17 protein-coding genes are annotated in these 19831 nt (G+C 59.3%); 6 read left to right on the plus strand and 11 right to left on the minus strand.

The window, feature by feature from the left end; all coding sequences use genetic code 11:
• Nucleotides 1-322: 322 nt before the first annotated feature.
• The 6 genes from ACWKV5_RS06945 to ACWKV5_RS06970 all read right to left on the minus strand — a co-directional run bounded on the left by ACWKV5_RS06945 (nt 323) and on the right by ACWKV5_RS06970 (nt 8077).
• On the minus strand, nt 323-688 hold the full coding sequence (locus tag ACWKV5_RS06945; protein WP_483840705.1) for a DUF6124 family protein: 366 nt from the start codon (nt 686-688) through the stop codon (nt 323-325).
• A 440-nt stretch (nt 689-1128) separates the two neighbouring features.
• The gene (locus ACWKV5_RS06950; RefSeq protein ID WP_483840706.1) at nt 1129-4182 is read right to left on the minus strand and encodes a hypothetical protein; all 3054 of its coding nucleotides are present in this window, start codon (nt 4180-4182) and stop codon (nt 1129-1131) included.
• Nucleotides 4183-4320: 138 nt separating this feature from the next.
• Nucleotides 4321-6261: a cyclic di-GMP receptor LapD gene (lapD, locus tag ACWKV5_RS06955; RefSeq protein ID WP_483840707.1), complete on the minus strand. Its 1941-nt coding sequence runs from the start codon at nt 6259-6261 to the stop codon at nt 4321-4323.
• 22 nt (nt 6262-6283) lie between these two features.
• Nucleotides 6284-6991 (minus strand): cysteine protease LapG, encoded by a 708-nt coding sequence (gene lapG / locus ACWKV5_RS06960; protein WP_483840708.1) that lies wholly within the window; start codon nt 6989-6991, stop codon nt 6284-6286.
• Nucleotides 6992-7071: 80 nt separating this feature from the next.
• The gene (locus ACWKV5_RS06965; RefSeq protein ID WP_483840709.1) at nt 7072-7479 is read right to left on the minus strand and encodes a YbaN family protein; all 408 of its coding nucleotides are present in this window, start codon (nt 7477-7479) and stop codon (nt 7072-7074) included.
• 10 nt (nt 7480-7489) lie between these two features.
• Nucleotides 7490-8077 (minus strand): UPF0149 family protein, encoded by a 588-nt coding sequence (locus tag ACWKV5_RS06970; RefSeq protein ID WP_483840710.1) that lies wholly within the window; start codon nt 8075-8077, stop codon nt 7490-7492.
• Between the two features lie 434 nt (nt 8078-8511).
• On the opposite strand from ACWKV5_RS06970, the gene recQ reads away from it, so the two are divergent.
• The 4 genes from recQ (at nt 8512) to ACWKV5_RS06990 (ending at nt 13394) form a co-directional block, all read left to right on the plus strand.
• On the plus strand, nt 8512-10638 hold the full coding sequence (gene recQ / locus ACWKV5_RS06975) for a DNA helicase RecQ (RefSeq protein ID WP_123433986.1): 2127 nt from the start codon (nt 8512-8514) through the stop codon (nt 10636-10638).
• A gap of 119 nt (nt 10639-10757) precedes the next feature.
• Nucleotides 10758-11192, plus strand: a complete 435-nt coding sequence (locus ACWKV5_RS06980) for a MarR family transcriptional regulator (RefSeq protein WP_483840711.1) — start codon at nt 10758-10760, stop codon at nt 11190-11192.
• A gap of 127 nt (nt 11193-11319) precedes the next feature.
• Nucleotides 11320-13062, plus strand: a complete 1743-nt coding sequence (locus ACWKV5_RS06985; RefSeq protein WP_483840712.1) for a motility hub landmark protein FimV — start codon at nt 11320-11322, stop codon at nt 13060-13062.
• A 44-nt stretch (nt 13063-13106) separates the two neighbouring features.
• Nucleotides 13107-13394 (plus strand): Rdx family protein, encoded by a 288-nt coding sequence (locus tag ACWKV5_RS06990; protein ID WP_140666852.1) that lies wholly within the window; start codon nt 13107-13109, stop codon nt 13392-13394.
• Here ACWKV5_RS06990 and ACWKV5_RS06995 read toward each other — a convergent pair.
• Nucleotides 13388-14281: a DMT family transporter gene (locus ACWKV5_RS06995; RefSeq protein WP_483840713.1), complete on the minus strand. Its 894-nt coding sequence runs from the start codon at nt 14279-14281 to the stop codon at nt 13388-13390. The two genes, ACWKV5_RS06990 and ACWKV5_RS06995, sit on opposite strands and share 7 nt — an antisense overlap.
• Nucleotides 14282-14359: 78 nt before the next feature.
• Nucleotides 14360-15118, minus strand: coding sequence for a helix-turn-helix transcriptional regulator (locus tag ACWKV5_RS07000; protein WP_483840714.1), 759 nt, complete (start codon nt 15116-15118; stop codon nt 14360-14362).
• A gap of 129 nt (nt 15119-15247) precedes the next feature.
• Between ACWKV5_RS07000 and ACWKV5_RS07005 the strand changes: the two genes are divergently transcribed.
• Entirely contained in the window at nt 15248-16063 is an 816-nt protein-coding gene (locus ACWKV5_RS07005) for a UDP-2,3-diacylglucosamine diphosphatase (RefSeq protein ID WP_483840715.1), read from the plus strand.
• Nucleotides 16064-16238: 175 nt separating this feature from the next.
• Here the strand turns inward: ACWKV5_RS07005 and ACWKV5_RS07010 are convergent, their stop codons facing one another.
• Complete coding sequence (locus ACWKV5_RS07010; RefSeq protein ID WP_483840716.1) at nt 16239-16829, minus strand: HD domain-containing protein; 591 nt, start codon at nt 16827-16829, stop codon at nt 16239-16241.
• 33 nt (nt 16830-16862) lie between these two features.
• Nucleotides 16863-17174: an Mpo1-like protein gene (locus ACWKV5_RS07015; RefSeq protein ID WP_027922294.1), complete on the minus strand. Its 312-nt coding sequence runs from the start codon at nt 17172-17174 to the stop codon at nt 16863-16865.
• A gap of 163 nt (nt 17175-17337) precedes the next feature.
• Here ACWKV5_RS07015 and ACWKV5_RS07020 point away from each other — a divergent pair, with 163 nt between their 5' ends.
• Complete coding sequence (locus tag ACWKV5_RS07020; RefSeq protein ID WP_483840717.1) at nt 17338-18399, plus strand: AraC family transcriptional regulator; 1062 nt, start codon at nt 17338-17340, stop codon at nt 18397-18399.
• Here the strand turns inward: ACWKV5_RS07020 and ACWKV5_RS07025 are convergent.
• A complete protein-coding gene (locus tag ACWKV5_RS07025) occupies nt 18356-19810 on the minus strand; it encodes a TrkH family potassium uptake protein (RefSeq protein ID WP_483840718.1) in 1455 nt (484 codons plus the stop codon). The two genes, ACWKV5_RS07020 and ACWKV5_RS07025, sit on opposite strands and share 44 nt — an antisense overlap.
• Nucleotides 19811-19831: the final 21 nt, after the last annotated feature.

A 19831-nucleotide genomic window follows, 5' to 3' on the forward strand; every position in this document is an offset into this window, starting at 1 on the left:
TGGGTAAGGAGTGGCGGGTTTTTGTTGTCTGTGAGAACGCATTCGCGAGCAGGCTCGCTCCCACAGGTTTTGATGTGGAGCACAAAATATGTGTGCGACAAAAATCCCCTGTGGGAGCGAGCCTGCTCGCGAAGAGGCCCGACCAACCACCACAAAACTCGGCTATTAACCCCGCAACTGTGGCGAGGGAGCTTGCTCCCGCTGGGTTGCGCAGCAACCCCAAAACCATTCACCGCAGTCCCTCAGTCAGAGCGCATGTGCCTGGATGACGACTGCTGCGCAGCCGAGCGGGAGCAAGCTCCCTCGCCACAGGGGGCGCGTGTTAGCCGTGCGGGTCGACGTTGTCGAGCATCCGGTTCACCGCCATTTCCCCCAACATCACGGAGTTTTGAATGCCCAGCAGCGTGTGGCGCTGTGTGCCGTTCAACTGCCCCGCAAAATCACTCAACATGACACTCGCCGACGCCAACGTCTCACAGGCGTTCACCAGCAACGTTTCGTTATCGGTATCAGGCCCGACGAAGTAGATCGTGCTGGGTTTGCGTGGCGTGTCTTTGGGAATGACTGGTTTGAGGTAGTAGTCGAGCGCGCGGTCGGCGGCGGTGTTGAGCTTTTTGGAGTCGGTGGATTCGTAGGGGGAAACGTCGTCGGTGTCGGTTTCTGGCGGGGTGGGTGTGATTTTGAACATGGTGAAACTCCTTTGAAAAACAAGACCACCAGAACCTGTCGCTAAACACGTAAGGGTGGCGACTGTATGCAGGTTAGCGAACCGGTCAAAGGCAACCCGGTAGACCCGAAGGTCTCCCGCATACAGTCACCATAACGTAATTGCAGACGTCAAAAGTCTACAAAAAGGTCAGGAGTACTGATGCACTTTGAATAGTCCAGGTCGCTAAACCCGATCGCTGATTGGCAGCGATGCGGAAACGATAAAGATCAGCGTCAAAGCGCACAAGCCGGCGGATTCTGGCGCAGTCGTAGGCAACGGCGCAAGGATGTGTAGCCTGAGTGAGTGTCTGGAGATGTGTTTTAAACATCTCCGTTTAGCGCTCACTCAGGCCTCACGGAGCACAAGATCGGCTAGACCAATAAATGCGTTGGACTTTCCTGTGTTCGGGATCGAATCAATTAACTTGCCGGTTTATTAATCCAATATTTAAAAAGTGTTGTTCCATCCGCATAGAGCGTACTAACACTGAATTGCACTGCGCCCCCCACTTTCTTCGCAATAGTTATCTGACCGAGGTAAGGAGGTGGCGTCGCAACTCCTATTACAATGTTGAACGAAGCGACCCGACGCGACGCAATTTGCACCCGGCGGTCTGTCAAGCTATTGGCAATCATTTGACCACCTACCTGACTTACGTACGCCCTCCCATTCGCTAAAGTTAATCGCGGGGTCCACTCGGCAATGGTGACGTTAGCCGTTACGACCTCAAAGGACTTTTCCTGACCGGCAGCGTCGCGAACCACTATTGTCGTTCTGCCGTTTCCTTCGCTGCGAACCACCCCTTTGGAATCGACTGACGCTACTAATGGGTTTAGTGACTCATAGGTAATCGTACCAACACCCCCCTTCCCAGCCCGACTTTCAGCCGTGCCGACGGCATCGTCACCTGTGTACACAGCCACTGGAAACCTGAACGTGTAATTCTCCCCTTTCAAGCTGAGCAACGATGTATCGACAATAAGTTCCGGAATATCAGGTGCGGCCTTAACCGTATAAGTACGTACCGGAAACGCCACCGCCGTTAGCAAGTCACGCAGCCCGGAATAGTTAACCCTGAACGTAATCGTCGCAGCAGTGCCCTGCTTGAGCGTTTTAAACCAGTCAACCAACGCCTGCCCGATTGACCGTGTCAGTCCCTGCGTTTCGTTGTGAGGTACGCCATCAATAACATCAATGAATACTGGCGCACCGCTGTTGTTAAATCCGCTAAGCCGCAACCACACATACCGCCCTGCCACTTGAAGCAACCACGGCGCAATACTCAATGTATCGCCAGCCACCAGTTTGTTGACATCCAGTTCCGCCCCCGTCTGGCCCACAATGATCGGTGTCGGCAACCGTGAATCCCCATCCGCAATCCGGTTAACGTTCAACACCAGCGGCGCCGATCGCGCAATCTCCTCGTTTCCCCGAATCAGCGCCCATACAAACTCCGCTGTTTTGCCGTGCCACGCCCCGAGAAACCGCGCGTCGAGGTTAAAGTTGGCTTGATGATTTGAGTCAAGTGGCAGCTTCGGAAATGTCTGCGGCAAAGGCCCCAGTTGGATCAATTGCGCATGATCCCCGAACGACGACGCGAGATACGCGACCTGTATCGGCATACCCAAAGGGTAGGCCAGCGGGTCAACGGGATTTGCCGCAGGGACTGGCGGATCCAGGGTAAGCCCTGTCTCGATGGTCAAAGTGCGCACGTTGGAATAAACATTGCTGCTGTGATAAAGCGATTTTGCGTACAAGCGGCGTGCGCCTACCGGTACGGTGATAGTGCGCTCCCAAACGCCCGTCATTGCATCGGCAGTCGCTTTGCCCTTGGGCACCGCGCTTGGACCGCTGCCGTCATAAATCTCGACCTCTTTACCTTTGCTCGCCGTGCCCGTCAGTTTCAAGGTGGTGCTGTTTGTGATTCCAGCGTTGGGGATTTCCTTGCCGCTATTGTCCTGCACATTGGTGAGCGTCGGAGTCACCTGCGCCACATCACCAAACATTAATTGCAGCAATCCGGAAAACACCTCCACCTCACCCGGGTTGGTCACTGTGCTTTGCACGGTCAAAGGTGTACTGGCATAGGGGGCGATGTATTTGGCGGGCACCTGGAAAATGATCGGTTGTGCCGGGTCGGTGACGATCACTTGGAAAAGGAACAGCGCCACAATCCCGTCTTGATCGGTGGTTTGCCACTTGAGTTTGACGGTCGCGCCTTTTTTCAGGGGCCAGTAGTCGGCGACCTGCACCGTGGCCGTGGCGGTATCGACCGGTAGCGTGTTGTCTACCAGCGGGCTGACAATCGGCAGGCCCAATGGCAGGGACGTACCGGTGAAGGTGGCATCGGCAGGTTTCGAGCGCTGGAGCTTACCTGCTCTGGTCAATGTATAGGAGGCCCGCGCCGAACCTCCAATCAGGTTGCGTACCCACTCATTGGAAACCGGAAAGTCCACTGCTCTGCTCGCGGCAGCCAGCGTCACGCTGAAGGTGCGGGTGGCTGGGTCGCCACTTTTGGTAAGCCCTTCCAGTGTCAGCTCGATCAAATCATTTTTAGCAAATACACCGGTGACCAGGATCACCATGGCACCACCCGCGAGCTCATCGTGATTCACCACATTGTCGGGATCGGCCTGTTCAAAAATCGGTGCGGCCAGCAACACCACGCCGGGTTTGAACGTGAGGATCAGTGCATCCGACCAGCCGCTACTGTTTTCCACGACGTCGAACACCTCCCAGCGCACCACCAGGCTGCTGGTGGGCGCCAGGCTGGCGAGCATCTGCGGTGTCAGTTCAAAGACAACATCCCCCAATTCAGTGACAGTGCTCTCCAGGAGTAAAGACCCGAAGGCAAGCACCACCACGTCACCGATGTTTTGATTGAAATATTCCAGCACGGTCACGAACATGCCGTCATTGATCACGGTCTGATCGACGACGCTTTCCGAGGCGACGGGTAATTTAAGCCCTTGGTTGAAGGGCTTGCCGCCGTCAGTATCCGCTTCGCCCGGCGCCGGGTATTTGTATAACAACGGAACAGGTAGCGAATCTTCGATGTTGCCGCCCACGCGTTGGATCTCGATCCAGAAGTCCTTGTTCTCTGACAGCAGGGGCAGAAACTTGGCTTCCATGTTCTTGGCCGAAATATAGAACGGAATGTTTTTCGCGTTCCCTTGAGCATCGAAATGCGCTTCGGTGACCGAAAAATCAGCGACGGGAGCGTTTTTTGTTTCGATGAACACCTTGATGCTGTCGCCGATGGCCATGTTCAGGTAGGCCAGGATGTAAACCAGCAACCCGTCACGGTCACCGTGCACCATGTTGATGTTGATCCCCAACGCACCATCGTTCTGCGGTTTGAAGCCAGGCGGATAGGGAGGGGCGACAGCCAGCACGCCGATGCCGCGATCGGGCGGAAATACAACGACTTGTCCATTGGACGCGGGGGCAGCGTTTGTGATGGGGCTGTTCATGAATGCGTACCTTCCATAGAGGCGCCAGGCTCTCTGAATGGGCGGCACCGATAGGGTCGATTAGATATTCGGTGTGGGTGTTTGCCTACTGTCAGATCTGACAGGTACACACGGGTTTAAGACGAGCGGTCTTGCCCCTCACATCGGCTCCGGCGGCCCGATCAACCTCCCCATCACCCCAAACAACCCCAGTTCCCGAATCACCTCCAACTCCCCCTGCGTCTCCACCATCTCCGCAATCAACGGCAGATCAATGCTGTTGGTCGCCCGATAAATCGCATCGATAAACAGCCGCTTGTCAGGCTGCACATCAATGCTGCGGATGTACGCGCCATCGATTTTCAGATACGCCAACCCGAGCTGCGTCAGGTTGCCGATCTGGCTGAAGCTGCCACCAAAGTGTTGCAAGCCGATGCGATAACCGGTGTCGAGCAGGCTATGGCTCAGGCGCTGCAATTCTTCGGGTGGCGGCAATTGGCGTTCGTCGATTTCCAGGGTCAGCAGCGGTGCCAGTTCCGGCAGTGAGTCGAGCAAGTCGATGATCTGTCGCAGCTGCGCCGGATCGCGCAGGGTGCTGCCGGACAGGCTTAACGCCAGGGGCCAGCGATTGACGACGAGGTAGTCGAGGGTCGCTTCGAGCATCGCCAGATCGAATCGTGCGGACCAGCCGAGGCGCTCGATCCATGGCAGAAAATGGCCGGCGGCAATGGCTTCACCGCTCGGGTCGAGCAGACGCGCGAGGACTTTGTGGTGCAGCACCTGGCTGGTGTCGGCGCATTGCACCACGGGTTGGAAATACAGCTGCAGTTTGCCGTGGGTCAGGGCGTCGTCGATCCAGGCGCGCCAGTCATGCTGGGAGTGGTTGTTCGCGGTGCTGGTATCGGCCAGATGCACCCACGGCCGCTCGGGGTGTTGCCGGGCTTGCGTCAGCGCTTGATCGAGGCGCAAAAGCACGTCGCTGGCCGGTTCGCCGGGGTGGTAGGGGACAATGCCCAAATGCGCCACCGGCATGCAATCGCTGGCGCCGGTCAGGCGCAGGTTTTCCAGGGTCGCACTGATTTCCGAGGCCAGTCGTTCGGCGTCGGCGTCATCCAGGCCCGGCGTCAGCAGGCTGAACTCCCCGCCGCGGTTGCGCGCCGCCAGCCAGGTACGACGTTCTGGCAAATGCGTCAGGCGCTTGAGCAGTTCGCCGACGGCGCTGATCAACGCGTCGGTGCGCTGACCACCCAGACGTTGGTTGAGGCCGATCAGGTCGTTGACCCGCAGCATCAGCAAATGGCCGGTGCTGCTCTGTTCGCTGATCAGCAGCTGATCGGCCAGTTGTTCATCCAGCAAACGGCGATTGGCCAGACCCGTGAGGCTGTCCTGGTAGGACTCGGCCCGCAGTTTTTCACTGCGCGTGGCTTCTTCGGCGAACAGCGCCTTGAGCTTCTCGACCATCTGGTTCATGGCCAGCACCACGCGCCGCAATTCCGGGGTGCGCGGCAGTTTTGGCAGGCTCAGGAACTCGCGTTTGCTGATGGCTTCGGCCTGTTTGACCATTTTGTCGAGCGGGCGCAATTGCCGACGCAACAACCAACCGCCGAATATCGCGCTGAGCAATCCGCAGACCAACAGCCACAGCAGGCTGCCGAGCGTGCTGTCCCAGAGTTTGGCCAAGGCGAATTGCGGATTGCTCAACACTTCGACCCGCGCCACCTGTTCCCAGCCGCGCATGATCAGCGCGTCGCCACCTTCGGGACGCAGGTGGACGAGCCTGACGAACCAACGCGGAACACCGTCGATTTTTGCGGGGGCGCTGCGTTCCACCAACACCTGTTCATCGACGATATTGACCACGCGGATGCTGCGGAAATAACCGCTGTCGTAAATCGAACTGACCATCAACTCGATCATGGCCGGGTCGTCGATTTGCGCGGTCAGCGACAAACCCAGTGCGGTGGCGGCGTCCTGGGCATGGGAGCGCAACTGGCCGAGCATCTGTTCGCGGGAGCTTTCCAGGCTGACAAAAAAACTGCCGCTGAAGGCCACCAGCAGGAACAGGCAAATGGCGAGAAACAACTGTTTGCGCAGTGACATAAATCGCTCCTTGCTATGACGGCTAGCCTTCGCCCACGGCGAATCCTTCGGCTTGCATCTTTTTCAACACGTCTTGCCAGCGCGACAATTTTTTTGTGTCGCCGCTGCGTTTGCCGCCGTTGGCCCCGGGCAAGTACAGGCCTTCGGCGTTGAAGGCGTACACCGGCAACAGGTCTTTACGCTGGGATGCGGGGCGGATTTCGCCGATCAGGTTGTCCAGCACCAGCGGTTCGGCCGTGGGACTGCTATAGAAGGTCAACACCATGTGCGCCTGGTTTTGGGCAAGTGCCTTGACGTAGGTGATGCGCAGTTTTTCGCTGGGAACGCCGAGGTAACGCAGGCTGAAATATTTCGCCAGCGCGTAGTCTTCACAGTCGCCGGCGCCTTTGATCAGCGATTCTTCTGGCGTGGCCCAGTAATCGGTCTGACGCCAGATGCGCATGTCGTCCTGAAAATTCAGCTGTTGATTGAAGAACTGATTGACCGCATTCAGTTGCTCGCGCTCGGGTTGCTTGAGTTCGCTTTTGAGCATTTGACTCCAGGCCTCGATTCTTCCTTGAGCGGGGCCGAGAGGGCCGTAGCGTTTTTCGGCGGTTTGCAGAATCAGCGAAAAGTCCCAGTCGGCAAGGACACTGCCCAACCCTGTCAGCAGAAAACTGACCAACAGCAGCCACCCGCCGAGCCGAAGTCGGAGCGTTGACCATCCTGGACTACGCGGACGACGTGACATGTCTGGCTGCTCGCGTGCAGATGACTGAAGTCTAGGCGGTGTTTTCAGCGAGGGCGGACAAATTGTCGGGTGGGTACTGGCTACCTGTGGTGAGGGGGCTTTTGCAGGGTTTTTTGCTTGAGGATGTAGAACGTGACGAGCACGGCGCTGGTCAGCATGAAGCCGCGGGCCCAAGGCAGGGGCACCAGGTAGCAGGAGAACAGGATGCTCACCCACATCAACCCGATGGCGTAGACCTTGCCCTTGAGGGGGATGCCGTTGCCGTCGAGGTAGTCACGAATCCATGGGCCCAGCCGTGGATGCTCCACCAGCCACTGATAGAAACGCGGCGAACTGCGGGCGAAGCACGCGGCGGCCAGCAACAGAAAGGGTGTGGTGGGCAATACCGGCAGGAAAATCCCGATCACCCCCAGCGCTACGCTCAGCCAGCCGATGGCCAGCAGCACGTAACGCAACATCAGGGAGCGGTTGCCTATGGGGTTGTCCATAGGCAAGACCTTAGTGGTGACGTGGCTTGAGGATCGCCGGTTTTTCGTCTGGCGCGTTGCACAGCAGGTACAGCGCGGTCAGGGCTTCCGGGATCTGCACGATCATGTCGTCCATCAGGTTGGCATCTTTGGCGATGTCTTCGAACTCTGGCTGTTCGTCGAACAGGCCCGAACCGACCATGATCGGCAGGAGCATTTCGCTGACTTCGTCTTCGGCGGTTTCGAACCAGGCGGCTTCGCGCAGGAACACGCCTTCCATGAAACCGATGCACCAGCCGCGCAGGTCGGAGTCATCCGGCTCTTCACCCAGGTCCAGGTCGCACGGCAGCTCGAACTCTTCATCGGACGCCAGTTGGCGGGCGATGTGGGCCTTGAGGGCCAGCAGGGTGGATTCGATGGCTTCACGCTCGGTGTCGTCGGCGTAGTGCGGCTCTTCGGCGAAGAGGGCGTCGATCCATTCACGGTCCGGCACTTCTTCGGAACAGATCGACAGCGCGGTGAGGTAGCCGTGGGCGGCCACGTAGTCCAGCGCCTCGTCATGCAGTTCGTCGGCGTCGAGGAAGACTTGCAAACGGGTTAGTTGCTCAGCGAAGGACATTAAAGGGCTACCTTGGGAAATAAACAGATGCGGGAATTCTAGGCCTTCTTGAGCGCTCAGGCCAGCCGCGCGGGATATTTGCAGCCATGGGAGGGATTCTCTGGTCACCCGTACTGTTCGGTCAGACTCAATCCCTGTGGGAGCGAGCCTGCTCGCGAAAGCGGTGGGTCAGTCAACATTGCAGTTGAATGTGGTGCCGCCTTCGCGAGCAGGCTCGCTCCCACAGGTTCTGCGCTGTATTGGTTTTCATGTGTCTTATCAGCGGTGCCCTGCGCAGTGGAGGCCTCGGGTATACTCGCGCGTTTTGTGATGCCCTGCTGGCGTCGCGGCTGAGATGTGAAGCGTCATGCAACGCGCACTTACGATTTGTCAGTGCAGCGTGCATGGTTCTGAACCAGCCTTGCAGGGATGTTTTTGTGATTTTTGGAGTTTTTATGCTCGAACAGGCTCAACGCGTCCTCAAGGACATCTTCGGCTACGACAGTTTTCGTGGCCGTCAGGGTGCAATCATTGAGCGCGTGGCCAGCGGTGGCGACGCCCTGGTACTGATGCCTACCGGTGGCGGCAAATCCTTGTGTTTCCAGGTGCCGGCGCTGTTGCGCGAAGGCCTGGCCGTGGTGGTGTCGCCGCTGATCGCACTAATGGACGACCAGGTCGCCACCCTCGAAGAGCTCGGCGTCGCGGCCGCAGCCTTGAACTCCACGCTGAGCGCTGAACAACAGCGCGACCTGGCGGCCCGCATCAAGCGCGGCGAAGTGAAGATGCTCTACCTCGCGCCCGAACGTCTGGTCCAGCCGCGCATGCTGGCCTTCCTGCAAAGCCTTGAAATCGCCCTGTTCGCCATCGACGAAGCGCACTGCGTGTCGCAATGGGGGCATGACTTCCGTCGCGAATACCTGCAACTGGGGCAATTGGCGGAGTTATTCCCGAATGTCCCGCGTATCGCCCTGACCGCCACGGCCGACAAGCGTACCCGCGAAGAAATCGTCGACCGCCTGCATCTGCAAGACGCCGAGCGCTTCCTGTCGAGCTTCGACCGCCCGAACATTTTCTACCGCATCGTGCCCAAGGAGCAGCCGCGCAAGCAGTTGCTCGCATTCCTCGCCGAGCGGCGCAGCGATGCCGGCATCGTTTACTGCCTGTCGCGCAAGAAAGTCGACGAAGTGGCCGTGTTCCTCAGCGAACAAGGTTTTCCGGCGCTGCCGTATCACGCGGGTTTGCCCAACGAAACCCGGGCCCATCACCAGAAGCGCTTCCTCAACGAGGAAGGCCTGATCATGGTCGCCACCGTGGCGTTCGGCATGGGCATCGACAAACCCAACGTGCGTTTTGTCGCGCACCTCGATTTGCCGAAATCCCTTGAAGCCTATTACCAGGAAACCGGTCGTGGTGGCCGTGATGGCCTGCCGGCAGACGCCTGGATGGCTTACGGCCTGCAAGACGTGGTGATGCTCAAGCAAATGTTACAGAACTCCGAAGGCGACGAGCGCCACAAGCGACTTGAGCAGCACAAGCTCGACGCGATGCTCTCGCTCTGTGAAGAAACCCGCTGCCGTCGCCAGACGTTGCTCGCCTACTTCGACGAAGACATGCCCGAGCCATGCGGCCATTGCGACAACTGTGTCGACGGCGTACAGACCTGGGACGCCACCGAGCCGGCCCGTCAGGCGCTCTCGGCGATTTACCGTACCGGCCAGCGTTATGGTGTCGGGCATCTGGTCGATGTGTTGCTGGGCAAGGACAACGAAAAAATCCGCAGCATTGGTCATCAGCATCTTTCAGTGTTCGGGGTCGGCAAGGCGATGGGCGAGAGCGAATGGCGCTCCCTGTTCCGACAGCTGGTTGCCCGTGGTCTGGCCGACATCGACCTCGAAGGCTACGGCGGCCTGCGCCTGAGCGACACCTGCCGGCCGCTGCTCAAGGGCGAAGTGACCCTGGAACTGCGCCGCGACCTCAAGCCGCAAACCACCGCCAAAAGCAGCAAGAGCCAGGCGAGCCAACTGGTGCGTGGCGAAGAGCGCGAGCAGTGGGAGGCGCTCCGTGCCTTGCGGCGCAAACTGGCCGAAGAACATGGCGTGCCGCCGTACGTCATCTTCCCCGACTCGACGTTGCTGGAAATGCTCCGCAGCCAGCCGACGTCGCTGGCAGAAATGGCCACGGTCAGCGGTGTGGGGGCACGCAAGCTCGAGCGTTATGGCGAGGCCTTCCTCGAAGTGCTGGGCGGTCAGGTCGAGGCACCGAAAGTGGTGGCCGACGTGCGCCACGAGCTGATCACCCTGGCTCGCGCCGGCATGACTCCAGTGCAAATCGCCGGCCAGCTGCAATGCTCGGAAAAGAACGTCTACACCATGCTCGCCGAAGCAATTGGCAAGCAGCAGCTGTCTTTGGAGCAAGCGCTGGACCTGCCGGAAGAATTGATGGGCGAAGTCCAGGATGCGTTCCTCGACGGCGAAGGTGAATTGCCAGCGGTGTCAGAGATCGCCGCACTGTTTGCCGGTCGAGTGCCGGAAGGCGTTTTGTACTGCGTGCGTGCCGCCCTGCAATCGGAATTTGAGGTTTAAGCGGGCCTGTAGGTTGATGTAACGATTCACTACAGACCAAACCTTGCCTCAAGCCAACGGCCATGCTTAGCTGACTAATAATTAGTTTTAATTAATTTCAGTCTAATCATGAGTGTTTTATGCCGTTAACCGATCAACACCGCTTTGGCATGCAATTGGCCCAGATGTCGCGTGGCTGGCGTGCCGAACTGGACCGTCGTCTCGCCGGTCTGGGGTTGTCCCAGGCGCGCTGGCTGGTGCTGCTGCACCTGGCCCGTTTCGAGGAACCCCCGACCCAACGTGAGCTGGCGCAAAGCGTCGGTGTCGAAGGGCCAACGCTGGCCCGTTTGCTCGACAGCCTTGAAACCCAAGGCCTGGTACAGCGCCAAGCCGTGCTGGAAGACCGTCGGGCGAAAAAAATTGTCCTCTGCGCACCGGCCCTTCCCCTGATCGAACAAATTGAAACCATTGCCACGCAATTGCGCCACGAGTTGTTCGCCGGCGTCGATGAGGCGGACCTGAAGGTGTGCATGCGGGTTCACGGGCACATTCTGGGTAACCTGGAAAAATCTTGAGGCATAACCACTCGCCAGACTTTTGAGATACCCCGTTGGGCAGACTATAAAGAACTACTAGGCAATATCGTGTTCGTACCGGATGTGCAAACACGCATAGGTTGGTTCTGTTATTTAAGGGATGCTCATGCTCGAGAGTTGGCGGTTGGTTTTACGGTGTGGCGTCAGGTTGATTCTGGTCAGTGGCGCTATCACCTACTCGACATTGGCACCTGCGCTGGGTTTGGGGGACATCACGCTCCACTCCGCGCTGAACCAGCCGTTGAGTGCCGACATCGCCCTGGTGGATGTCGGTGGCCTGGAGGAGGGCGAGTTGTCCGTCAGCCTGGCGACGGCGGATGAGTTCAGCCGTGCCGGTGTCGAGCGGGTGCTCTTCCTCAACAATCTGAAGTTCAGCCCGATCCTGCGAGGCAATCGCAACCTGATCCGGGTGACCTCCAGCAAAGCGGTCAAAGAACCTTTCCTGAATTTCGTGGTGCAGCTCAATCAGCCCAACGGGCGCTTGCTGCGCGAATACACGGTACTGATTGATCCGCCGGGTACTCCGGGGATTGAACCCGTCGCTGATGAGCCGGTTGCCGAACCTCAGCCTTCTGCATTTCCGGTCGTCACACCGGCCAGTGCGCCAGTAGCGCCTGCGAAGAAACCCGCACCCCCGCAACCTGCCGCCGTGCCTGTGAGTGATCCCGTTGTGGCTGAGCAACTGGCCGCCACTGTCCTGCAAAACCAGCAACTGCAAAAAACCATCGATGAGTTGAATGCGAAGCTGGCGGCTCAGGATGAGCAGATCGCCGGTCAGAAAAAACAGATCACCGAACTGCAAACCCAATTGGCTGAAGTCAGACAAACGCCAGCCGAACCCGCTGCGCCGGTGGCGGCCGTGCCCGCGCCTGTGGTTGTCGAGGAAGCATCCAATTGGCCATTGATTATCGGGCTGCTGGCACTGGTGGCTTTGGTGCTGCTCGGGTTGTTCCTTCGTCATCGACGTCAGCAGGTCGCGGCCTTGCCCGAGGCTGCCCCCGATTTGTCGTTACGGCAGGAGCCGATGCTTGATCCTCCTGTGCAACCGTTAGTCCAAAAGACCCAGCTCAAATCCGCGTCCGATCATCGTGAAGAAAGCTCAGCGGGCGATGTGCTGGAAGGGGTCGGCATCTACCTGACTTATGGCCGATTTTCCGAAGCCGCTGCCATGTTGCGAGACGCGCTGGTCAAGGAGCCTCAGCGCACGGATCTGGCGGTGCAACTGCTGGAAGTGCTCGGCAAACAGGGTGATGTGACGGCCTATGATGCGCAGGAAAGCAGCCTGCGAAACGCCGGGTTCGACCCAGAAAAACTGCAGGACATCCGCGTCAGCCATCCGAAACTGGGCAGTGCTGCACCCGTGGTGGCCGCGCCCGTAGTCGCCCCGGTTGAAGCTGTGCCCAACGATGAATTCCAGTTGAACCTGGATGAATTGTCGATGGATTCAAATTGGGATCTGGTCAGTCCTTTTGACACTCCGCCGCCCGCCGCCAAACCTTCAGACGAGCTGACCTTTACCTCGAACCTGCACGTGATGCCCGACGTGTATGAACTGCCTGACGAGTCGTCGCAGCAAGCGCCCGAACTGGAATGGGACCCCGTACCTGATACGCCATCACTGGATGACGACTTCCTGGATGAATTCAACGATGCGCCTCAATCGCTGGAACTTGAACCGCTGAGCCTGGCCCCGGCGGCGCCCTCCAATGCCGGGAAACTGGAACAGGCCCAGACCTGCATCGACGATGGCGACCTCGACCGCGCGATCAAGTTGCTCAACGAATTGCTCAAGGACGGCGACGAACCGCTCAAGCAGACTGCCCGCAGTCTGTTGGCCGGTATCGGCTGAGGCTCTATGATGGCTGCGCTCCCAGACCCAGAGAATTGTCCGTCATGACCGCGCACAAACCGGAAATCGTCATCACCTATTGCACGCAATGCCAATGGCTGTTGCGTGCCGCCTGGCTGGCCCAGGAACTGCTCAGCACCTTTGGTGATGACCTGGGCAAAGTGTCGCTGGTGCCCGGCACCGGTGGGGTGTTCCATATTTTTTGTGATGACGTGCAACTCTGGGAGCGTAAGGCCGATGGCGGCTTCCCTGAAGCCAAGGTGCTCAAGCAGCGGGTCCGCGATCAGATCGACCCGGACCGCGACCTGGGCCATAACGACCGCACTCAGTGAGACGCCGCTTCAGCCGCTACAGTCTTTTTGCTTGAACCACCGGACAGCCGGCTGGAAACCACGATCGCGACGATGATCAGCGCGCCACCGATCAGCATCCGCAACGTCGGGTTTTCATTGAACAACAGCCAGGCCATGGTGATCCCGTAAACCGGTTCCAGGGCAAACACCACCGCCGCCGTGCGGGCCTTGATCACCGCCAGGCTGGCGACGAACAGACTGTGGGCGACGCCGGTGCAGAACACTCCAAGCAGGCCGATCCATAGCCAGTCGATGCCACGCACTTCACTCAATTGCGGTGCCGCCACGGGCAGCAGGCACAGCGCGACCACCACGTTTTGACACAGCGCGGCCTGTACCGGCGGGATCCGTCCGGAACTGGCCCGGTTGGTCAGCGACAGCAGGGCAAACAACAACCCCGAACCGACGGCCCAGAGCAGGCCGGTGGTGGCGCCGCTCGCCAGATCGAAGTCCGGTGTGACCAACACCAGCCCGACACTGACCAACACCACCAGCAGGATTTCATTGGCGCGAATCCGCTCGCGGAAGATCAGCCCTTCGAGGATTACGGTAAACGCCGGGAAGCTGGCAAAGCCCAGGGTCGCAATCGCCACGCCCGCCACCTTCACCGCAATAAAGAAACTTACCCAGTGCCCGGCCAACAGCAAACCGCTGAGCAGCAGGCGGCGCCAGTCCACGGCTTCAAGCTTCTGCCAACGGGTGTTGCTGGCGAAACGCGCAAAACCCGCGAGAGCCAGCACCGCAAACGCGGCCCGGCCAAAGACGATGACAGCAGGGGAGGCGGCGGCGAGTTTGCCGAACACACCGGTCAGGCCAAACATCAATGCGCCGATATGCAGGGCGCCAAGGGCGGTACGGGGAGTCATTGCAATCCTTGATCAATACAACCAACAGAGGGGCAGTCTAGAGCGCTGGCGGCGCACCTGTCTGTCGTCAGACTCGCCTCATTTGTCGCCAGCCTCGCGCCGCAGCTTGCCGGGGGAGGCGCCAAACTCGCGCAACACTGCGGCGGCGAAGGCGCTCTGTGAGCTGTAGCCGACCCGACTGGCAATCTCGCCGATGGGCAGGGGCGAATCCCGCAACAATCCCACCGCGATATGCAGCCGCCGACTGCGGATGTAATCCATCGGCGTCTGCCCGCATTCAGCGACAAACCGCGCATGCAACCGGGCGCTGGACAACCCGGCGACACCGGCCAGGTCCGCCACTTGCAGCGGATACGCTGCATGCCGGTCGATGTGTGCATTCATCGCCGCATACGGCAGGCGTCGTCCGCCCACGCTGGCCGGTTTGGCGTTGTTGAGGCTGGCCAACAACAGCACGGCGCCTTGTTGCGCGATCAACGGATCATAGACCTGGCTGCTCGCCAACCAACTGACCAATTGGCTCTGCCCGGCATCCAGCGGCAAGCGTCCGGCGTTGTCGAGCAGTCGGCGACTGGCCTCGGCGTGCTCGCCCAGCGACTGTGAAACCCATTGATCACTCGGCACATCCAGCACCAGGCAGCGGCTGCCATTGCTGCTGCCGCAGGCGTGATGGAAACCGGACGGCACCACCACGAAACTCTGCTGCACCACCTGACTGCCATGCCCGTCGACTTCGAAATCCAGCGCACCCGACAAGCCGAACACCAGTTGGGCGTGGTCGTGGCTGTGGACGATCAGGTCGTGGGTGTACTGGCGAAGTGTGAGGATCGGTCGCATCACCGCTCTCCTGGGCAAGATGACGCCAGTCTACACCGGCCGGTTGCTGTCACAGGAATGACTCAGCACTGTCATGGCCGATTAACCCGACCGGCGCAAGCTTGGAAAAACCATCGCAGAGGGTTGCCCATGACCAGCGCCGAGCTCGCCAAACCCAGTCGTAAGCAACGTGTGCGGACCTTGTGGATTTCTGATGTGCATCTGGGCACTCGAGACTGCCAGGCCGAGCACCTGTCGCAGTTTCTCAAGGGCTACCACGCGGACAAGATTTACCTGGTCGGCGACATCATCGATGGCTGGAAACTGCGCGGCGGCATGTACTGGCCTCAGGCGCACACCAACGTCATTCGTCGTTTGCTGACCATGAGCAAGCGCGGCACCGAAGTGATCTACGTCACCGGCAATCATGACGAGTTCCTGCGTCGTTATTCCAAGCTGATCCTGGGCAACATCCAGTTGGTCGACGAAGCCGTGCACGTCACCGCCGATGGCCGTCATCTGCTGGTGATCCACGGCGATCAGTTCGATGTGATCACTCGCTATCACCGCTGGCTGGCGTTCCTGGGGGACTCGGCCTACGAATTCACCCTGACCCTCAACCGCTGGCTCAACCACTGGCGCGCCCGTTATGGCTACGGCTATTGGTCGTTGTCGGCGTACCTCAAGCACAAGGTGAAAACCGCGGTCAGCTTCATCAGCGACTTCGAGGAAGCCATCGCGCACGAATGCGTGAAACGCGAGTTGCATGGCGTCGTGTGCGGACACATTCACCATGCCGAGATTCGCAAGGTGGGCGAGGTGGATTACCTCAATTGCGGGGATTGGGTGGAGTCGTGTACGGCGTTGATCGAGCATTGGGACGGGTCGATCGAGCTGTATCGACTGGCGGATGCGCAGGCGCGGGAGGCGGAGTTGAAGGCGCTGAGGGTTGCTGAGCCTGCGTAGGTATGGCCTTTGTGGCGAGGGGGCTTGTCGGACCGCCGCATCGCCCCGTTCGGCGGCGAAGCCGTCGTAAACCGACGAATGAGGTCTGTCAGGAGTAACCGGCTGAATGGTTTTGGGGGGCGCTTCGCACCCCAACGGGGGCAAGCCCCCTCGCCACAGGGTCCCGCTGGGGGCATCAGGCCGGCGAATATTCTTCCATTGCCGCCTTGTAGATCGAGTTCTTCGGCTGCGCAAACAACCGTTCCATCATCGGCATAAAGAAACTCAGTGGCAGCGTGTCATACGCCGGGTCAAAGGCCGCCGCATCGTATTTGGCACAGAACTCGATGGTCGCCTGATACTGCGGATGGTCCTTGAACTGCTCGCGCAAGTGCCGATCCATACCCAAATGATGGAAAAAGTAATAACCCTGGAAAATCCCGTGTTTCTCCACCATCCACAGATTCTCGGTACTGACAAACGGCTTGAGAATCGCCGCGGCGATGTCCGGATGGTTGTAGGAACCCAATGTGTCGCCGATGTCATGCAGCAACGCACAGACTACATATTCCTCGTCACGGCCATCGCGCCAGGCGCGACTGGCGGTTTGCAGGGAGTGCGTGAGACGGTCCACCGGGAAGCCACCAAAATCGCCCTCCAGCAACTTCAGGTGCGCCACAATCCTGGAAGGCAATTGTTTCGCGTAGGCACTGAAATCCGCGGCGATGATCGCCCAGTCTTCCTGCGTGCCATCCTTCATGTGGGTGAAACGGGCGTTGGCATTCATCGACTATTCTCTCTTCGTGTTCTGGACGCTTGGTTAGAACGGCACGCGACCCAGAATCATGTCTCGGTACATGACAAAGTCGCCGAGCAGGCTATAAAGAGGATGCTGGAAGGTCGCAGGCCGATTCTTCTCGAAAAAGAAATGCCCGGCCCAGGCGAAGCTGTAACCCGCCAGCGGCAGGGCCCACAACAGCAGCCATGCGCCTTTGCCGATGGTCAGGGCAAGAATGAAGATGACCAGCGTCGTGCCGATGAAGTGCAGTCGTCGGCAAGTGCTGTCGCTGTGCTCGCTGAGGTAATACGGGTAGAACTCAGCAAAGCTGTTGAAACGTTTGATGTTTTCCACGACAGCGATCTCTGTGGTTATTGTTCTGATTGCAAGATGTTCTGCGGGTAGCTTATTTGAGTCTAGAGTGATCATTGGTATCAGCCAGTGACAATAGGCGCCACTTTAGTATCCTTCGAAAACTAGCCGCGTCAGACGGCTCACTGAACAGTAAGCAAACGCCATGAGCGAACGAACGACTTCTGCAAGCTGGGCGATGGGGATTGTCAAAGCACTGGAGATGGACGGCCTGGATTGCCGGGCACTGTTCAAGCAGCTAGGGCTCGACTACGCATCACTGGATGATCCGGATGCGCGATTCCCGCAAGATTCCATGACGCGGCTGTGGCAGCGCGCGGTCGAGCTGTCCGGCAACCCGGCGATCGGCCTGAACATGGGCAAGGTGGTGCGACCGGCGTCCTTCCATGTCGCCGGTTACGCCTTGATGTCCAGCCAGACCCTGGCCGAAGGCTTTCAGCGCCTGGTGCGCTATCAGCGGATCATTGCCGAAAGTGCCGACCTGAGTTTCCGTCTGCTGGATGAAGGTTATGCGCTGATTCTGACCGTCCACGGCGACCACCTGCCGCCGACCCGGCAAAGTGCCGAGGCTTCACTGGCCTGTGCGCTGGCGTTGTGCGGCTGGTTGACCGGGCGCACCTTGCAACCGCGCAAGGTGCTGATCCAGGGCGACCAACCTGTCGACCTCGAACCCTATAAACAAGCCTTTCATGCGCCGTTGCTGTTCAACGCACCTTACGACGCATTGATCTTCGAACGGGCCGACATGGAAGCGCCACTGCCGACCGCCAACGAGGCGATGGCGCTGTTGCATGACCGGTTTGCCGGCGAGTACCTGGCGCGGTTTTCCGAGAGCCGCGTGACGCACAAGGCGCGGCAGGTGTTGTGTCGTCTGCTGCCCCAGGGCGAACCCAAGCGCGATACCGTGGCGCAGACGCTGCACCTGTCGCAACGCACCTTGCAGCGACGCTTGCAGGAAGAGGGCACCAGTTTCCAGGCCTTGCTCGATGACACCCGGCGTGAATTGGCCGAGCAATACCTGGCCCAGCCGACCATGACGCTGCTGGAAACTGCCTACCTGCTGGGGTTCGCCGACCCGAGCAATTTCTTCCGCGCGTTCCGCCGCTGGTTCGATGCCACCCCCGGTGAGTACCGGGCGCACATGACCGAAGCGGCGGCGCAGGTCAGTGGCGCCAGAACGCAGGAATGCACAGAACAAACACCGTAATGATCTCCAGTCGGCCGAGCAGCATGCCGAACGAGAGAATCCACTTGGCGGCGTCCGGCAACGACGAAAAGTTACCCGACGGCCCGATGGTCGGACCCAGCCCCGGCCCGACACCCGACACGGTACTGGCCGCACCGGTCAGGGCGGTCATCCAGTCCACGCCGAGCAGTGAGAGCAGCAACGCGATGACGCAGATGGTGATGGCGAAGAAGAACGAAAAGGTCAGGATCGAACGCACGATTTCTTCGTCGAGACGGTGACCGTTGTACTTCTGCTTGATCACCGCGCGCGGGTGAATCAATTGGTTAAGGTTGGCCTTGAGCAGGATATAGGCGACCTGGAAGCGGAATATCTTGATCCCGCCCGCCGTCGAGCCCGAGCAGCCGCCGACAAAGCCCAGGTAAAAGAACAGCATCAGCGAGAAATTGCCCCACAGGCTGTAATCCCCCAGCGCAAAACCGGTGGTGGTGACCACCGATGTCACGTTGAACGCCACATGCCGCAAGGCGTCGAGCCAATGCAGTTGGGTGGTCCACCAGTACCAGGTGCCAAGCACCAGCCAGGTCACCAGCAACATGCCGAGCATCCCTTGAACCTGTTGATCCTTGATCAAGGCCCGACGGTTGCCGCGCAAGGTTGCGACGTACAGGGTGAAGGGCAGGCTGCCGAGAATCATGATGACAATCGCCACCCAGTGCACCGCCGGCTGCGTCCATTTGGCCAGTGACTGGTCCGACGTGGAAAAGCCGCCGGTGGAGATCGCTGACATCGCGTGGTTGATCGCATCAAACAAGCTCATCCCGGCCCACCAGAGCGCCAGGCTGCCGATAATGGTGATGCCGACATAGGCCGCCACGATCAGGCGCGCCACCATGTGCGAGCGAGGCATGACCTTTTCCGAACGGTCTGAGGACTCGGTCTGAAACAGGCGCATGCCACCGATGCGCAGCAGCGGCAGAATCGCCACCGCCATGCCGATAAAACCAATGCCGCCGAGCCAGTGCAGCAGTGAGCGCCAGATCAGGATGCCGGGGGACATGGTGTCCAGGCCGCTGAGGACCGTGGAGCCGGTGGCGGTGATGCCGGACATGCTTTCAAAGATCGCGTCGGTGAAACTGACGTGTTGAGCCAGCATAAAAGGCAGCGCGGCGAAGAAGCAGACCACCAGCCAACTGCTGACGGTCAACAGATACATGTCCCGTGGCCGCAGGTGGATGTGCTCGGGACGACCGGGGATAACCATCGCCAGGCCGGCGACAAAGGTAATCATGCTCGACCACAGGAACGAGGGCAGCTCGTGGGTGCGCTCGAAAATCATCAGGGTCGCCATGGGCACGACCATGGCAATGGCCAGCGTGATCAGGAAGATGCCGATGATAAAACCAATGATCCGTAAGGTCGGCAACGCCATGAAATCCGCTCGGGCTGTGGT

The sequence above is a fragment of the Pseudomonas oplopanacis genome (genome assembly GCF_057128725.1).